Below are 16,188 nucleotides of genomic sequence, written 5' to 3'. Positions count from 1 at the left end.
CTATCGGAATTGTGAACGCTACGCGATAGGTCTCTCAGAAACGCATTTCGAGGCCCGCTCGGCCACTTCTTTCAGATGACTTAGCCTCGAAACCTGTGCATCATAGACCCATCTTCGCAACATCAGGCGCGCAGATTTTGTATAGCGGCATATGATTTATTCGTGGCGTCTACGACAAAAATTCGTCGTCGCTGTTCCGACACATCGGTCCGCGATCCGGCGAACTCCGGAATAATTACCCCCGCCGCTTCCGCATCGCCGTCCATGGTCGACTCCGACTGGGGCGACTGGCTGCCGCGCGCGGTGGCCGACGCCGACCCCGACACGGTGGCGCTGTGGTATCTGGGCTGTAACGGCTTCGCGATCAAGGGGAGCGAGGGGACCGTCCTCTGGATCGACCCGTACGTCGGCACGGGCGACCCGCCGCGGACGATTCGCATGATCCCGGTCCCGTTCGACCCCACCGACGTCGAGGTCGCGGACGCGGTACTGGCGACCCACGAGCACACGGACCACGTCCACGGTCCCTCGCAGGCACCGATCTTGGAGAACACCGACGCGGACCTCGTCGCGCCCGACGACTCGCTCGCGGTCGCGCGCGAGGAGGAGCGGTGGACCGAGGAGTACGACGTGAGCGAGGCGGCGTTCACCGAGGTCACCGAGGGCGACGAGCTGCGCGTCGGCGAGTTCACCGTTCACGTCGTCGAAACGCACGACGCGGACGCCACCCATCCGGTCGGCTACGTGATCGAACACGACGCCGGGACGGTGTTCCACGCCGGTGACAGCAAGCCCTCGCCGTCGTTTGCTGGGCTCTCGGAGCGGTTCGACATCGACCTCGGAATCCTGGCGTTCGGCTCCGAGGGGACGATACCCGACAAGGAGACGGGCGAACCGGTTCAAACGAAGTGGTACAGCGACGAGAACGAGGTCGCGACGGCCGCGAACGACCTCGGGCTCGACCGCCTGGTACCGACCCACTGGGACATGTGGAAGGGGCTGACGGCCGACCCGACCGCGCTCCACGACCACGTGCGGAGCTACGAGTCGCCGAACCGGCTGGAGATAGTCGAGATCGGCGACCGGATCGACCTGTAAACGGGAGTCGAGCGGCCGTTTTCTCGACGTTTCGGTTATCAACCACGAAACGCGGCCCGTGGAATTTAAGCCCTTGCTCCGGGACGTGCGGGTATGAGCGAACGGACGGCGGAGGCGGCCACGACCGTCGACGAGGACGGCATCCGCGTCGAGAAATCCTTCACTGACGACGCGTTCCCCGTGCCCGCGGTGATGTACACCCTCTCTTCGCACCGCGAGGACCCCGTACGGGTGCGTATCGTCGACCGGATCCCGGAGTCGTTCCCAATGGACCGAGTGGGGTTCCACCCGGAGTACGAGAGCGAGAACTGGACGGCGTACAAGGACCACCGCGTGGAGTTCGAACGGGTGATAGACCCGGACGAGACCGTCGAGACGGTGTTCGGCATCCGCGATGAGGACCCCGACCTCGACGGGTTCCTCGGCACGCCGGTGATCGAACACGTCCCCGTCGGCGAGGAGATAGAGGACGTCCTCGGCGCCGGCGACACGGACGCGGTCCGCGAGGTACTTTCCGGCGACCGCGCGACACTCCCGGGCATGGCGGAGGACGACGAGCTGCTCCCGGACGACCCGGCCGAAGATCCCGCCGACGAGCCCGAATCCGAGGCCGATTCCGACGCCGAGGAGTCCGACGCGGAGTCGACCGAGCCACCGGAGGCAGACGCCGAACCGGAAGCGGACGGCGAGCCGGAAGCCGACGCGCCCGACGAAGCCGACAACGAGCCGGAGTCCGCGGCCCCCGAACCGCGGGCCATCGAAGCGGGGACGGCCGCCGTGACGGCGCACGAGGGAGAGCCCGTCGGCGCAGCGGTGGCTGAGAGCGAGTCCGAGCCGGACAAAGAAGCCGAGCCGGAATCCGACGACGTGCCCGAGGAAGCGCCCGAGGCGGACGACACGGACGCTGCGGAGCCTCACGAGGACGAGGCGGACGAAGAGGAAGCGGTCGAAGACGACGGCGAGGCGGCGCGGCTGCCGGGCGAGGGCGGCCTCGCGGCGGCGCTCGCGGCCGAGATCCGCAGCGGCGCGGCCGACGAGGAGGACATCGCGACCATCGAGGAGGCGTTCGAGGCCGACGTGCCGCGCAGCGTCGACGTGCGGATCGCTCGCCTCCAGTCGAGCGTGGCCGACATCGAGGCGTACGCCGACGCGCTCGCGGAGTTCATCGACGGCGAGGGCACGGCGCGGGAGATCCTCGACGGGATCGACGACCGCGTCGACGCCGTCGAGGCTGAGGTCGACGCCCTCGATGACCGCCTGGACGATGCCGACGACGAGCGCGAAACGCTCGCCTCCGACGTTGCGCGCGTCGACTCCGAAGTCGACGCCGCCACGGACGCGGTCGACGAGGTGGAGGACCGCGTGGACGCGGTGGCGGACGATGTCGAGACGGTCGAGAGCGACGTTCGGGCGGTCGAGGACGACGTCGCGGCCGTCGACGACAGCGTCGAATCGGTCCGGGACGCCGTCTCGACCGTCGAGAGCGACGTCGACGACCTCGCCGCCGACGTGGACCGGGTCGAGGGAGAGGCCGACGCCGTCGCGGAGTCGGTCGACGACCTGGGAGACGACGTGGAAACCCTCTACGAGGAGGTCGACAGGGCGGCCGAGCGCGCCGAGAACGCCGAGGAGACGGCCGAGAGCGCGGAGGACCTCGCCGCCGACGCGACGGAGCGCGTGGGCGAGGTCGAGTCCGGGCTCGACCGCTTCGACGAGGAGTTCGACGACCTGTGGGACGACCTCGCGGAGGTCGACTCGCGGCTCACCGACATCGAGGACCGCCTCGGCGAGGACCTCGACGACGTGGCGGCCGAGATCGAGGAGATCAACGACCACCTCGACGAGCTCGACGAGTTCCGGACCAGGCTCAACGAGGCCTTCGGCCCGTAAGTCGGCCGCTGCCGACGCCGCGCCGGCTTTTTCGAAGGGCACGGCAGCGAGGCGCCGTTCCGGTTCAAAAACGCAACCCGTTTTACGCGCCCGACCGCAGATCGCTCAATGACAGACCCGGTTCCGGTCGCGGTCCCGCGCAAGGGACGCCCGCTCGAAGCGGTGTTAGAGCGGATCGCGGCCGTCGCGGACGGCGACCGGCTCGACCGGCTCGCGGACGGCGTGAGCAACACGCTTCGGTACGAGAAGGCGGTCACGAAGGGCTCCGTCGACGCCGACGCGGGCCCGTACGAGCGGCTCGCCGAGTACTCGGACCCGGCGACCGCCGCCGAACCCGAGTTCACGCTGCTTCGCGACGACCGAAACGGGAAGCCTCGTCGGATCGTGTTCGACGCCGCGACGGTCGATCTGGGCGACGTGACGGTCAAACTCGTCGGCCGCGAGGAGCCGTTCCGAGCGCTCCGGACCCACGAGTTCGCGCTCGGATTCGACTCCGCGGACCTCGTCTTAGAGGAGGTGGTCGGCATCCGGGAGGGCGGCCTCGGCGACATCGCGGACATCAACGACCGCATCGACCCGGTCGACACCGACGTGCGCGTCGTGTCCGGCCTCGGAGACACCGTGTATCACACGCTGATGGGACGCGAGGACCGACGCGCGCCGAACACGACGTTCGACCGCGCGTACCTCGCCGACTACGAGGGGCCGCTGTGTATCTCGCCGCGGTACGAGCGTCTGGTCACCGCGGTGTTGGGCACCGACGCGCTCGACGGCGTGGAGTTCGTCTATCCCGACGCCGACGAGGAGGAGGAGGCGGCCATCGCCCGGGTGGGCCTCGGCGTCTACCTCACCGTCACCGGCTCGACGGCCCGCGAACACGGTCTCTCCGTCGGCGAGCACCTCTTCCCGAGCGAGACGGTCCTGATGCGTAACGCCGCCGAGACGGACGAATCAGTCTCCCGCGTGCTCGGGGCGTTCGAACGCGAACCGACCGACTCGGAGATACGTGCCTGAGTCCGGGTATCGTATAGCGGCATGAAATATATTCGTCGCGTCTGAACGGGAACCGGACCCGTCGCGCTGGCCTCGGTCCGTGTTTCGTACCGGAGTGGAAGGAATCCAATCGACACGTCTCGGCGATAACCCCCTGTGGACGAAGGCCGTCCAGTTCGTGACGTGTTTTCGAACACCACGACGGAATGGGTTAGCAGACTCCTTGGGAGGACGTGTCTTGGTACCCCTCGCATGGAAGCGATCGAACTAATTGTATATCTAGAAGTGTAGCGCTATGAGTCTCAGAATGTAGTACTACAAAACAAGATACATGCTCAACACCGGCGAAAATAGAGGCCCATACACCGAGATAAAGTCACTTATCCGCAAATCTGGGATAGATTGAAGTTGAGAGCGCGAGAACGCTCGTTCCACAGATGGGAGGCGATCGACAGTCGGTGAAGACGTACGTGCCGACGGAGCAAAAAGAGATCTGGCGCGACCACGCCGACGAGTTGGACATGTCGCTGAGCGAGTTCGTCAGGACGATGGTACAGGCCGGCCGCAAGGGGTTCGCGCCGAGCGAGTCGGCGAACGACGAGGAACCCTCTTCCGAAGGCTCCGACCCCGGGGGTCACGACCTCGAAAGGCGTGTCCGCGCGGCTCTCGAATCCGGCCCTCGATCGTGGGACGAACTGGTCCAGGCCGTGGTCGGTGACGTGAAGGACGAACTGGAAGCGACACTCGACGAGCTCCAGGATCGCAATCGGGTTCGATACAGCGGGCGAGACGGGGGGTACGTGTTGACCGATGAGTAGCACGCGCGCGGCCCCCGATCCCGACGACCCGGTCGGATACTTCCTCGAGGACCTCACCTACCACGGGAAGACGGACCGGACCAGGGCGGCGTACGAGCGCGTCCTCCGGCGGTTCGAGGCGTTCCTCGACGAGAGCGGTCCGGCGTCGGCGACCCACCGCGACTGTATGGCGTTCGTCCACTCGCTGCGGGGCGACGTCGCCGACAGCACGGTCGCGACGTACGCCGCCTACCTCCACCGGTTTTACGGGTACATGACCGAGGTGGGCGCCTTCGACGGCAATCCGATGACGCTGGTGATGGAGGAGATGGACGAGACCGTCGACAAGGATCCCGCCCGTCGCGACGTCTCGATCCCGGCCATGCGGTCGTTCGTGGCCGAGATCCGCCACCCGCTCCACCGGGCGCTCGTGGTGACGCTGTTGAAGACCGGGATGCGGGTCGGCGAGCTGTGTAACCTCGACTTACGGGACCTCTCGGTCACGGATCCGGACTTAGAGGCGGCCTACGCGCTCGGCGACCGACCGGCGCTGTCGGGGCGCCCCGACTCCATCTACGTGACCGCGGAGGCGACCGTCGGCGAGGAGCTGAACGGGGAGGTTCGCACGGCCGCAAACAAGCGGAAGCGGGGGACCGTGATCCCCGTCGACGACGAGCTACATCGTGCGCTGAAGGCGTGGCTCGCGGTTCGACCGGACTCGCCGTCGCCGGCGGAGCCGCTGTTCGTCGGCACCGCGGAGGGCTGGGGCGAGCGGCTGCGACCGCAGGCGGTCAGACACGTCGTCGAGCGGTACGCCCGCGAGGAAGGGTGGTATCGGACCGGCGGCGGCGCCGACGAGAACGTCACGCCCCACTACTTCAGACACTTCTTCACGACGCACCTCCGCGACAGGACCGGGGACCGCGGCGTGGTGAAGTACCTGCGCGGCGACGTCGCCGACGACGTGATCGACACCTACACTCACAACTGGGGCGACCAAGTGCGTGAGGTCTACGAAGCGAACGTTTACCGGCTCCTCTCGTGATTGACCCGGATTCCGTCGGGTAAGAAGCGACGCATTCTGTTCGAGAGCGAGTGAGTAAATCGTATGTCGCTATACCGAAATCTCGTGGTCGGTCTCACTCATATTCGACCGACCGATTACCACTGTCGCGGTGGGTGATCCCAACGGAGCGGGAGAGGTAGCGGCACTGGCGGCCGTTCGCGTTATCCTCCGTACCGGCGTGCTCGAACATCGTGTCACTCATGTATTGTGAAGGCGGTGAGGAAACGACGATGGCGCTCCTCAGAGTGACCGCCCTCACCGGCCTCTCGGTCGCCGTCGGGTCGGCGGTCACAGCCCTCCTCTGTGTGGGGCCTCGACAGCTGTCCCGCGCGACGAACGACCTCGGCCGCCGCGCTCGCGACGTCGCGCCGTACCTCGCGGCGGCGCTGGGGTTACTGGCGGTCAAACAGCTCACCCAGGGATACCGGATTCGGATCTCCCGCGCGCTTGACTGGCGTATCACGGACGAGTTGTACGCTATCGAGGGAGAGTTCGTGGCCGCGCTCCAGCGCGCGACGCCGGACGCGACGCTCGAACTCTTCTCGGCGGCGTACATGCTCGGGTTCGCGGTCCTCCTCGTCGCCGGGCCGGTGGTGTATTTCCTCGCCGGTGAGGGCGGGCAGCGACACCTGAAGGAACTGCTCGTCGCCTACATGCTGAACTACGCGGTCGGGACGCTCTGTTACACGCTGTTCGTCGGCTACGGGCCGCGCAAGTACCTCGACTCGGTCGACGGGCTGCTGTATCAGTTCTACCCCGAGACGCAGGAACTCACGGCCGCGGTCGCGTCGAACACGAACGTCTTCCCCTCGCTCCACGCCTCGCTCTCCGTGGCGGTAGCCGCCGTCGCGTGGCGCTCTCGGCGGCGGTTCCCGCGATGGGCGTGGATCGCCGGCGCCCTCGCCGCGACCGTCGTCTACTCGACGATGTACCTCGGGATCCACTGGGGGACCGACGTCGTCGCCGGCGCCGTCCTCGGCGCGGGTTCGGCGGCCGTCGGGGCGCGGATCGTGAGCCGCGTCGAAGGAAGGGCGGCCGGCGAAGTTCCAGAGCGGCTCGACGGGCCGACGTCAGAGACGGAGCCGAAGCCGGGCGACGACTGATCGAGCCGGCCGGTTGGGGCACGCCGACCGAACGCGGCGGCGGGTGCGTCCCGAGAGCCGCGGCTCGTAAGTCGTAACGAGCGGGAAGGAACCGGCGGAATAGGGGTCAGGGGTCCGTTACTCCTCGTCGAGGAGGCTCTCGACGAGGGCCTCGGGGTCGAACAGCGTGATGTCGTCGTACCCCTGGCCGGTGCCTAAGAAGAGGATGGGCTTGCCCGTGACGTACGCGACCGAGATGGCGGCGCCGCCCGAGGAGTCGGCGTCGGCCTTCGTCAGGATGGCGCCGTCGATGGCCGCCGCGTCGTTGAACTCCTTCGCGCGGTTGACCGCGTCCTGTCCCGCCACCGCCTCGTCGACGAAGATGGTCATGTCCGGGTCGACGACGCGGTCGATCTTCTCCAGTTGGGCCATCAGGTCGTCGCTCGTGTGGAGCCGGCCCGCCGTGTCGCCGAGCACGACGTCGACGCCGTTCGCCTCGGCGTACTCGACGCCGTCGTAGATGACGGCCGCCGGGTCGCCGCCCTGGTCGTGGCTGATCAGGTCGCGGTCGAGCCGGTCGGCGTGTTCGCGGATCTGCTCGTTCGCGCCCGCGCGGTAGGTGTCGCCGTTCGCGAGGACGGACGAGTAGCCGCGGTCGGCGAGCCACTCGGAGAGCTTCGCGATGCTCGTCGTCTTGCCCACGCCGTTGACGCCGGTGAAGACGATGGTAACCGGCTTGTCGGCCTCGGCGATGCGCTGCTCGAAGTCGAACTGGCCGACGGCGATGACGTCGAGCAGGGCGTCGTGAAGCGCCTCCTCGACGAGCTCGCCGGTCGTCTCGACCTGCTTGCGCGACTCGCCGAGCATGCTCTCGCGGACGCTATCGAGGATCTGTTCGGCGACGCTCATCTCCACGTCGCTCTCGAGTAAGGCCATCTCGAGGTTCCACAGCGGCTCCTCTAAGTCCTCCTCCTCGATGATGATCCGGCCCGTCGCGAACGCCTTCGCGCGCTGGAAGGTGCTCGGCTCGTCGTCGGAGGCGTCGGCGTCGTCGGCTTCTCCGGTTTCGGCGGCGGCCGGAGCGTCGACCGCGGGAGCGTCCTCGCCGTCGGCGTCGCTCTCGGCGGTCGCCGCCTCGTCGTCGGGGGGCGCTTCCTCGGCCTCGGTCGACTCCTCGACGTCCTCGCGGAAGCCGGAGAGCTTGTCTTTCAGTCCGTCGAACACGGTCGGATCCCCGTCTTACTCCCCGTCGTCTTCCTGCGCCTGCTGCATCTGCTGCATCTGCTGTTGCTGCATCTGCTGTTGCATCTGCTGGGCCTGCTGTTCGAGCTCGTCGCTCTCGGACTCCAGCTCCGCGACCTCGTCTTCGGTCTCCTCGATGCGGTCGTCGAGCGCCTCCTGCTTGCTGCGGAGGACGTCGATGGCGTCGTCCTGCTCCTGCTCCGCGGAGTAGTTGCCGCCGAGCGAGACGATGACCTCGTCGATGTCCTGGACCTCGGCGCGGAGGTAGGCGCCGCCGCCGAGCGGGACCTGGACCGTCGAGCCCGTGTCGAGCGTCTCGATGGCCTCGATCGCGTCGTCGATGTCCGCCTTCTCCTCGCGGTAGTCGGCGATCTCGGCCTCGAGCGCCTCGATCTCCTCGTCGAGCGCCTGGATCTCCTGCGAGAGCTGCTGAAGCTGCTGTTGTCCGCCGCCCATCATGCCTCGGACACCTCCTCGATCTCGATCTGGGTGCGCTTGCGGTTGTGCTGGCTCCCGACCGTGGTGTAGATGCGCTCGCGGGCGAGGTCCTCGTTCTCCGCTTCGACGTCCTTCGTGAACGGCTGGTCGCCGTCTCGGCTCTGGAACCGTCCACTCACCGTGTAGATACTCATGTTCCTCGATCCGGCAGGGACAGGGAAGTATCTTCCTAAAAGGGGACAGGCGACCACGCGGGCGCGAACGGGTCGGAGCGTCCGTGAAAGCCGGGTCTCACCCCGTGAGATCCGCAAGCCGGAACCGAACGGCGGCGAGCGCGACGAGGGCGGTCGTCGCCGCGAGCAGGAGCGCCGCGCCCGTTAGGTCGTACTCGCCCAGCACGAGGACCGCGGAGGGGTCGTAGTGGGCGGTCGGGCTGAGGTCGCCGACCTCCGCGTAGTCGGTGCTCCCGACGACCGACTCGAACATGAACAGCGCGAACAGCGCGCCGAGCGCGACCCGCTGGGCGATCCCCGGCCGCGAGGCGAGCGTCGACACGGCGATGCCGAGCGCGACGCAGGTCAGGTGGTACGGGACCGCGAGCGCGTGGACCGCGACGAGCCGCTCGACCGCGATGGTCTCCCCGACGGCGAGGACACCGACGTACGCGACCACCGGGATCACGAGGTTCAGGAGCGCGACGAGCGGGACCAGTCCGAGGAACCGCCCGATCACCACGTCGCGGCGCGCGACCGGCGCGGAGAGCGTGAGGTCCATCCGGCCGGAGGCGACGTCGTCGGCGATGGTCCCCCCGGCGAGGTACGCCAGGTAGAGGCCGACGAGGAGCAGCCACGCGAACTGGTAGAACTCCACGGCGAGGAACCCCTCGATGGAGGAGATTGCGATGATCCCGAACGCCTCCTGGAACGCCGGCGGGAACGCCTCGACGTACGCGTCGAGGTCGATGCCGGCGGTGGTCAGCGACGGGAAGAAGGCCAGGAAGAGGAGCATGAACGCGGAGAGGAGGCCGGCCAGCACGAGCGACCCGCGGACGCGGCCGGCGGCGTCGTACCGCGCGATGGCGAGCCACGGCGCGGGCCGACCGCTCATCGGGCGTCACCCCCCGACTCCGCGGCGACGCCGGTAGACGCTCCGTCGCCCGACGCTTCGCCCGTTCCGCCGCTCCCGGTCGCCTCCGGCACGTCGCCGTCGTAGAAGGTCATGAACGCCTCTTCGAGCGGCGCGTCGACCACGTCGAGGTCCCGGACGGTGTACCCCGACAGCAGGTCGATCAGCGAGTCGTACTCGCCGGTCCAGGTGAACGACACCGCCTCGCCGACGCGGAGGTTCATGATCCCCCGTACCTCGAAGTCGCTCCGGTCGACGTCCTCCGCGACGCGGACGCGGACCTGTTTCCCGCCTCGAGAGCGGAGGTCCGAGACGGACTCGACCGCCACGAGGTGGCCCTCCCGGAGGACGCCGACGCGGTCGCAGAGCGCGGCCACCTCGCCGAGGACGTGCGAGGAGAGGAGGACGCTCGCCCCGTCGTCGACGCGCTCGCGGACGAGGGCGGCGAACTCCTCCTGGAGGAGCGGGTCGAGCCCGGAGGTCGGCTCGTCGAGCAGCAATAGGTCCGGGTCGTGCATGAACGCGGCCACCAGCGCCACCTTCTGCCGGTTCCCCCGAGAGAGGTCCCCGATCCGGCGCGACTCGTCGAGGCCGAACCGCTCGACGAGGTCCTCGCGGCTCGACTCGCCGCGGAGCGCCGCCTGGTGGTCGAGGAACGCCGCCGCGGTGCGGTCGCGGTCGAGTCCCGGGTCGCCCGGGAGGAACCCGATGCGCTCGCGGGCGCGGCGCGACTCGACCGGGTCGGTCGCGTCGTGACCGAGCAGCGTGGCGCCGCCGCTCGTCGGCGAGAGGAACCCAAGCATGGTGCGGATCGCAGTCGTCTTCCCCGCCCCGTTCGGGCCGAGGAAACCGAACACCTCGCCGTCCTCGACGGCGAAGGACACGTCTTCGATCCCTCGGACGTCGCCGTAGTACTTGGAGAGGTTGCGACACTCGATAGCGGGCATACCGACCGCAACACGGCTGCGGCTCTTAAATGTGGGAGTGCGATCGGAACGGAGGAGAACGGAGGGCGGAACGGCTCAGTCGATGAAGGCGAGGGTCTCCTCGATGCGGCCCAGCTCGGGGCCGGTGGTGTCCTCGCCGACGACGTACCCCTCGTCGGTGGCGACGAGGCCCGAGCCGACGAGCGGCGCGCCGTAGTTGACGGTTCCGAGGTCGGCGCGGACGTCGAGCGCCTCCTCGACCGCCTGAAGCTCCGACTCGGTCGACTGGGGGTGACAGAGCACGCCCGTGTTGTTGGCGACCGCCGCGGTCCCGACCGTGCGCACGTCGCCGAGGTCGCCCCGCGTCACCGGGACGTCGAGGGCGTCAGCGACCGTCCGAACCGCCTCGCGCGAGAGGTCCGGGTGGACGTACGCGCCGGCGTCGTTCGCGAGGACGACGTTCCCGGCGGCGTTGATCTCGCCCGGGAGCTCCCGCACCGGGACGCCCGCGGCGTCGGCGATCCGGTCCTTCTCGCGCTCGGTCGCCCGCGCGGAGACGAGGACGCCGTTCTCGTTGCCCGTCGCGAGCGCGCCGACCGTGTTCGACCCGCCGACCGTCGTCGGCAGCGGCTCGGCGCCGAGCTCCTCGCCGAGGTCCTCGGCGAGCCCCTCGTCGACGTCCGGCCGGACCAGCAGGAGGTCGTCGACGGCGCGGGCGAACACGCCCACGTACGACGAGCCGGTGAAGGTCGCCCGTAACACGTTACTCCGCGTGTTCGGCCTCGACGACCGGCTCGCCGTCCTCGACGAACCGAGCCGCGCGGACCCGCACCGAGCTGGGCGGGTTCTGTCGCCCGTTCGCCCAGACGGCCTCGTTGACGGAGCCGTCGATGATCACGTCGCCCTCGTCGACGGAGAAGTGCTTCGCGAGGTGCTGCCGCGTGATCTTCATGGCGTAGTCGGCGCGCTGCTGGACGGGCTTGTCTTTGGCGTCGCGGAGCGGCACGGTGACGACGCGCTCCTCGAAGTCGTTCGTCGACATTTACTCGTCCAGGTCGTTCCGGCGCCAGTTGCGCCGCTTGGGGTTTCGCGTCACGTTCATGTCAGTCTTCATCATGACCCACGCGGGGACGCGGGTGTTCTGGCGCTCCGCCTTCGCCAGACGCTTCTTTTGAGCCTTCGACTTGTCTCCCATAGTGGCGCACACTTTCCGCGGAGCGCATAAAACCCCTTCCATACGGGGCCGCGCGGGGCCCGCGGGAGCCGGTCCGAGGCCGGCGTCGAGACCGCTACAGTTCCCGCTCGGCGATGCCCGCGTAGATCCGGTAACAGCGGTCCAGCGCGTCGAGGCTCGCGCTCTCGGTGTCAGTGTGGGCCTCGCCGGGCTCGGAGGCGCCGCAGACCAAGCACTCGGTGCCGGCCTCCGCGAGCCACCCCGCGTCGGTCGCGTGCGGCTTGGTGACGTGTTCGGGCGCGTCGAGGCCGAGGTCGTCGTGGACCGCGCGGGCGACGTCGAGCGCGGCGTCCGCGAACGCGGGGTCGCCGCAGGCCATCGGCGGGAGGTCCTGGTCGACGACGAGCTCGACGCCCGGCATCGCGTCCGCCACGCCGGCGAGGTCGGCGCGGCCGCCCGGCACGGTGCGCTCGTCGACCGTCGCCTCGCAGCGCTCCGGGATCACGTTCCACGTCTCGCCGCCGTCGACGACCGTGACCGCGAGCGACCCCGACACGTCGTTGCCGAGGACCGTCGCCCGCGGAGCGTCGAGGTCGCGGACCGCGTCGATCGCGTCGCAGGCGCGGTAGATGGCGTTCTCCCCCGCCTCCGGCTCCGAGGCGTGCGCGGCCTCGCCGTGCGCGACGAGCCGCGAGCCGCGGCGCCCGCGGTGCGCGACGACCACGTCCGTGACGCCGGGCTTCGAGTAGTTCGTCGATCCTTCCGCGACGACCGCCCGGTCCGGGGCGAAGCCGGCGTCGATGGCGTGTCTCGCGCCCTCGCCGCCGACCTCCTCGCCGACGAACGAGGCGAAGACCAGCTCCCGGTCGGCCGGCGGCGTCGCGTCCCGGAAGGCGCACATTGCGGCCGCGACCGACCCCTTCATGTCGGCGGTCCCGCGGCCGTAGATCCGGCCGTCGCGGCGCTCGACGACGTAGTCGCCGTCGAGTCCGTCGCCGGTCGTCTGCTCGGGGGCGGGCGGGACCACGTCGTGGTGGCCGACCAGCGCGAGCGAGCCGGCGTCCGGGTCGTCGGTCGCGCCCCTGTACGCGAGGACGTTACCGGCGTCGTCGCGCTCGACCGCCGCGTCCGTCTTCGCGCGCAGCCACTCCTCGACGGCGTCGCCGGCGGCGGTCTCGTCCTCGTGCGACGGGATCGAGACGAGCCGCTCGGTCAGGTCCGCGAGTTCGTCCATGCCACCAGTGGCGGCCATCGCCGCTTAAGCGCGTCCCTCGCGGGCGCTCCGGGCGACCGGGCGCCGCGTCGCGGCCTCACGTCGTGAACAGCTCGGTGTCGTCGGGCACCGCGAACAGCCCGAGCCGCACCCCGGCGTCGAGCCAGCCGTAGCCGTACGAGTACGACGCGAGCGCGTTCACCGGGTCGCCGTCGGCGCGGAAGTGGCGCCCGTCGTCGAGGTACGACTCCGCCATCTCGGTCACGTCGGCGGCGGCCTCGCCGAGCGGCGTGTCGGCCGGGGGGCGGGGCTCCGCGACCGCCAGCGCGTCCGCGAGCATCCGCTCGTAGCGGTCGGTCTTCTCCTCTAAGTCGGCGGCCATACGCGAGTGTCCCGGCGGGCGGACAAAAGCGGCCGGGTCGGGCGGGGGCGAACGGGACGCCAGGTCGGGCGGGGGCGGCGACGACCGCGACGGCGACGAGGCCGTCGACCCGAAGGTTTTCGGCCCGCCGCCGCGAGCGGCCGGTATGAGCGGTGCGGCATCGTGTGACTACGTCCACGACGTCGGCGGGGAGCGGTTCGACGACGTCGACGGCGACGAGTGGCGCTGCCCGCGCGACCGCTACGCCGACACCGACTACTGCGTGTTTCACCAGCCGATCCGGTCGCTCTCGGAGCGGGGCGTCACGCCCGAGCGGATCGGGGAGGCGATAGTCGACCTCGTCGAGTCCGAGGAGACGGACGCGAACCGGCTGTTCGGCGCAGTCTGTCCGGGCGTCGACCTCGAATACGCCGTGGTAGACGGGGAGACGACCCGCCCGGTCGACCTGCGAGAGTCGTGGCTGCTCGGCCCCGTCGAGTGCGGCAACTGCCGGTTCGCGAACGTGGTCCGGTTCGACGGCGCCGTCTTCGAGTCTCGCGTCGTGTTCGAGGACGGGACCTTCGCCGCGAGCGCGAGCTTCTCCGACGCCGAGTTCCGGGGCCCGGCCGCGTTCAACCTGACCGCGTTCCGCCGCTGGGCCGACGTGAAGGACGCGACGTTCCGCAGGGAGGCCTGTTTCAGGGGCGCCTCGTTCGCGAAGGGCCTCTTCGGCGTGGGCGTCGCCTTCCGCGGCGCGGCCGACTTCATGAACGCCGACTTCGAGTCGGTCGCGAACTTCTACGACGCCGCGTTCGAGCGCGGCGGGCTGTTCTCCTCGGCGACGTTCCGCGGCGACGCGAAGTTCACCGCCTGCGACCTCGGCGCGCCGGTGGCCGTCGGGACGAACTTCGTCGACGACCCGTCGCTGGACGACTCCGAGCTGCCCTATCGAGACGGAACGGTCCCGGAGACCTGCCTCGCGCTCTCGTCGGCGCGCTGCGTGGGCGACCTCCAGCTGGCCGAGACGACCGCCGAGTCGCGGATCCTCGTCGCCGACGTGGACCTCCGCGGCGATGTGGAGCTGCGCGGCATGGAGTCGGCGTCCGGCGATCCGATCACTGTCGACCTCCGGAACGTCGACTCCGTCTCTGGGGCGATAGAGGTCACCGGCGACCACGTGTTCGACTTCGGCGGGAGTGTGCTCGGCGACGTGCGCCTGGAGGGGGTGGCGGCGGTCGAGCCCGACCTCGACAGCTTCCGGTTCGAGAACGCGGTGTTCGAGGGGTTCGACTTCGGCGCGTACCGGTCGCTGTTCGACCGGCTGGAGTGGCGCCTCCACGCGGACGACGACGCGACCCCGTCCGAGCGCGAGAACACGTACCTGCGGGCGAAGAACGGGGCGATCGAGGTCGGCGAGAACGCCGCCGCCCGCGAGTTCCACTTCCGGGAACTGCTCAACCGCGGCCGGTCCCACCGCCGGTCTGCGTTCGGCCCTGCGGACGCCGGGGCGGGGGATCTCGGGGGGCGGCTCCGCTTCGCGCGGAAGTGGCTGAGCAACCAGGTGCTCAGGTACACCTGCGGCTACGGGGAGCGGCCGGGGCGCGTCGTGTACGCCTCGGTCGGCGTGATCGGCGTCTACGCGCTCGTCTACGCGTGGCTCGGCGTCGAACTGACGTACAGGGGACCGTTCGCGCCGCTCGCGTTCAGCTTCCAGTCGTTCAACGCGCTCGTGTTGGGGATCCCGGAGGTGTCGACGCCGGGCCTCGGCGTGCTGGTCGCCAGCGAGGCGTTCATCGGCCCGTTCTTCGTCGCGCTGTTCGTCTTCGCGATCACCCAGGCGGTCGGCAGGTGACGCAGCCGGACGGAGCGGGCGGGCGCGACCGGGGAGCCGCTCCAGAACGTTTAGGTTTACCGCCCCGTGGTAACGGACAGATGGTCGCCCGCACTCGCCCTCCGGCGGGGAGCCGTTCGGCCCTCGCCCTCGTCGTCGCGACGAACCTGCTCCCGCTCGCCGGCGTGGTCGCGTTCGGCTGGCGCGTCGGCGAACTCCTCGCGGTGTACTGGATCGAGGTGGCCGTCCTCGTCCTCGCGCACGCCGCCGCCGCGATGTTCGCGGAGCGACCGATCGTCTTGGCGGACCGCTCGTTCTACATCACCGGCTACGACGAGGACGCCGAGCGCGACGAGGTGTGGGAGCGCGAGCCGGAGCCGACCCGTCTCGTCTCGTGGCTCCCGCCGATCTACCGGCGGAACTTCCGCGTCGTCCGCCGCTCGCTTGGGGTGTTCGCCTTCCTCCTGTTCCCGCTCGTGCCGGTCGGCTGGGACGCGCTCTCGTATTTCACGCCCACGGTCGCGCTGGCGACGCTCGGCGTCTGCGGCGCGCAGGTCGCGGAGGTGCGCCGGGAGTTCTTCGCCGAGCGCGCTTACGAGGAGCAGTCGCCGTACATGGTCGTTGAGGCCGCCCAGCGCGTCGTCTTCTTCTACGTCGTCATCGGCATGCTGACGGTCGTCCCGGTCACTATCGGCATTTTCGTCGTCGAGGCGGCGCTCGCTCCCGGACTGCTCGACCGCGTCGGCGACGCGTTCGGCGTCGGGGCCGTCCTCCTCCCGTACCTCCTCCCGATCACGCTCGCCAAGGCGGTCGTCGAGTGGGGGCGGCGACGGGCGTTCCGCGAGGACGATCCCGACGGCGTCGCGACGTGGTTCACCGGCGAGGACCCGCGCCGCGAGTGGAAGAAGGAGGAGGAGTCCGCCGGAGAGGGGTGACCGGCCGACGGGGGGCG

General features: G+C 69.5%; 18 protein-coding genes. 8 read left to right on the top strand and 10 right to left on the bottom strand.

The annotated features are described in order from the left end of the window. Positions 1 to 264: 264 nt before the first annotated feature. From DVK05_RS15225 to DVK05_RS15200, 6 genes are all read left to right on the top strand, one after another. The gene (locus DVK05_RS15225; protein WP_121564711.1) at positions 265 to 1,098 is read left to right on the top strand and encodes an MBL fold metallo-hydrolase; all 834 of its coding nucleotides are present in this window, start codon (positions 265 to 267) and stop codon (positions 1,096 to 1,098) included. Between the two features lie 93 nt (positions 1,099 to 1,191). Further along, positions 1,192 to 2,988 (top strand): alanine-zipper protein, encoded by a 1,797-nt coding sequence (locus DVK05_RS15220; RefSeq protein WP_121564709.1) that lies wholly within the window; start codon positions 1,192 to 1,194, stop codon positions 2,986 to 2,988. A gap of 108 nt (positions 2,989 to 3,096) precedes the next feature. Beyond that, a complete protein-coding gene (locus DVK05_RS15215) occupies positions 3,097 to 4,002 on the top strand; it encodes a hypothetical protein (protein WP_121564707.1) in 906 nt (301 codons plus the stop codon). Positions 4,003 to 4,418: 416 nt separating this feature from the next. Continuing rightward, a complete protein-coding gene (locus DVK05_RS15210) occupies positions 4,419 to 4,799 on the top strand; it encodes a DUF5805 domain-containing protein (protein ID WP_121564705.1) in 381 nt (126 codons plus the stop codon). Continuing rightward, a complete protein-coding gene (locus DVK05_RS15205; RefSeq protein WP_121564703.1) occupies positions 4,792 to 5,823 on the top strand; it encodes a tyrosine-type recombinase/integrase in 1,032 nt (343 codons plus the stop codon). The genes DVK05_RS15210 and DVK05_RS15205 overlap by 8 nt, the downstream gene beginning before the upstream one ends. A 251-nt stretch (positions 5,824 to 6,074) precedes the next feature. Further along, positions 6,075 to 6,947 (top strand): phosphatase PAP2 family protein, encoded by an 873-nt coding sequence (locus DVK05_RS15200; RefSeq protein WP_121564701.1) that lies wholly within the window; start codon positions 6,075 to 6,077, stop codon positions 6,945 to 6,947. Between the two features lie 117 nt (positions 6,948 to 7,064). Here DVK05_RS15200 and ftsY read toward each other — a convergent pair whose 3' ends face one another. The 10 genes from ftsY to DVK05_RS15150 all read right to left on the bottom strand — a co-directional run bounded on the left by ftsY (position 7,065) and on the right by DVK05_RS15150 (position 13,426). Next, positions 7,065 to 8,150 (bottom strand): signal recognition particle-docking protein FtsY, encoded by a 1,086-nt coding sequence (gene ftsY, locus DVK05_RS15195; RefSeq protein ID WP_121564699.1) that lies wholly within the window; start codon positions 8,148 to 8,150, stop codon positions 7,065 to 7,067. A gap of 15 nt (positions 8,151 to 8,165) precedes the next feature. Beyond that, entirely contained in the window at positions 8,166 to 8,624 is a 459-nt protein-coding gene (gene pfdA / locus DVK05_RS15190) for a prefoldin subunit alpha (RefSeq protein ID WP_121564697.1), read from the bottom strand. After that, positions 8,624 to 8,800 (bottom strand): 50S ribosomal protein L18Ae, encoded by a 177-nt coding sequence (gene rpl18a / locus DVK05_RS15185; RefSeq protein WP_121564695.1) that lies wholly within the window; start codon positions 8,798 to 8,800, stop codon positions 8,624 to 8,626. The genes pfdA and rpl18a overlap by 1 nt, the downstream gene beginning before the upstream one ends. A 97-nt stretch (positions 8,801 to 8,897) precedes the next feature. Then, positions 8,898 to 9,713: an ABC transporter permease gene (locus DVK05_RS15180; RefSeq protein WP_121564693.1), complete on the bottom strand. Its 816-nt coding sequence runs from the start codon at positions 9,711 to 9,713 to the stop codon at positions 8,898 to 8,900. Continuing rightward, entirely contained in the window at positions 9,710 to 10,678 is a 969-nt protein-coding gene (locus DVK05_RS15175; RefSeq protein ID WP_121564691.1) for an ABC transporter ATP-binding protein, read from the bottom strand. The genes DVK05_RS15180 and DVK05_RS15175 overlap by 4 nt, the downstream gene beginning before the upstream one ends. Before the next feature lie 75 nt (positions 10,679 to 10,753). Continuing rightward, the gene (locus DVK05_RS15170) at positions 10,754 to 11,419 is read right to left on the bottom strand and encodes a translation initiation factor IF-6 (RefSeq protein WP_121564689.1); all 666 of its coding nucleotides are present in this window, start codon (positions 11,417 to 11,419) and stop codon (positions 10,754 to 10,756) included. Between the two features lies 1 nt (position 11,420). Next, positions 11,421 to 11,699, bottom strand: coding sequence for a 50S ribosomal protein L31e (locus DVK05_RS15165; RefSeq protein WP_053771303.1), 279 nt, complete (start codon positions 11,697 to 11,699; stop codon positions 11,421 to 11,423). After that, complete coding sequence (locus tag DVK05_RS15160; protein WP_004050128.1) at positions 11,700 to 11,852, bottom strand: 50S ribosomal protein L39e; 153 nt, start codon at positions 11,850 to 11,852, stop codon at positions 11,700 to 11,702. Positions 11,853 to 11,946: 94 nt separating this feature from the next. Continuing rightward, complete coding sequence (locus DVK05_RS15155) at positions 11,947 to 13,065, bottom strand: M20 family metallopeptidase (RefSeq protein ID WP_121564687.1); 1,119 nt, start codon at positions 13,063 to 13,065, stop codon at positions 11,947 to 11,949. A gap of 76 nt (positions 13,066 to 13,141) precedes the next feature. After that, positions 13,142 to 13,426, bottom strand: a complete 285-nt coding sequence (locus DVK05_RS15150; RefSeq protein WP_121564685.1) for a DUF357 domain-containing protein — start codon at positions 13,424 to 13,426, stop codon at positions 13,142 to 13,144. A gap of 145 nt (positions 13,427 to 13,571) precedes the next feature. Here DVK05_RS15150 and DVK05_RS15145 point away from each other — a divergent pair, with 145 nt between their 5' ends. Together DVK05_RS15145 and DVK05_RS15140 are read left to right on the top strand one after the other, a co-directional pair. Further along, positions 13,572 to 15,257: a pentapeptide repeat-containing protein gene (locus DVK05_RS15145; RefSeq protein ID WP_121564683.1), complete on the top strand. Its 1,686-nt coding sequence runs from the start codon at positions 13,572 to 13,574 to the stop codon at positions 15,255 to 15,257. Positions 15,258 to 15,337: 80 nt separating this feature from the next. After that, positions 15,338 to 16,171 carry a DUF6498-containing protein gene (locus tag DVK05_RS15140; protein ID WP_121564681.1) on the top strand — a complete coding sequence of 278 codons (834 nt, stop codon included), beginning with the start codon at positions 15,338 to 15,340 and terminating at the stop codon, positions 16,169 to 16,171. Positions 16,172 to 16,188: the final 17 nt, after the last annotated feature.

The organism is Halorubrum sp. Atlit-8R, assembly GCF_003666025.1.
Classification (GTDB): Archaea; Halobacteriota; Halobacteria; order Halobacteriales; family Haloferacaceae; genus Halorubrum; species Halorubrum salinarum.
Note: the sequence above shows the minus strand (reverse complement) of the source record. Positions and strands in the feature narration are given on the sequence as shown.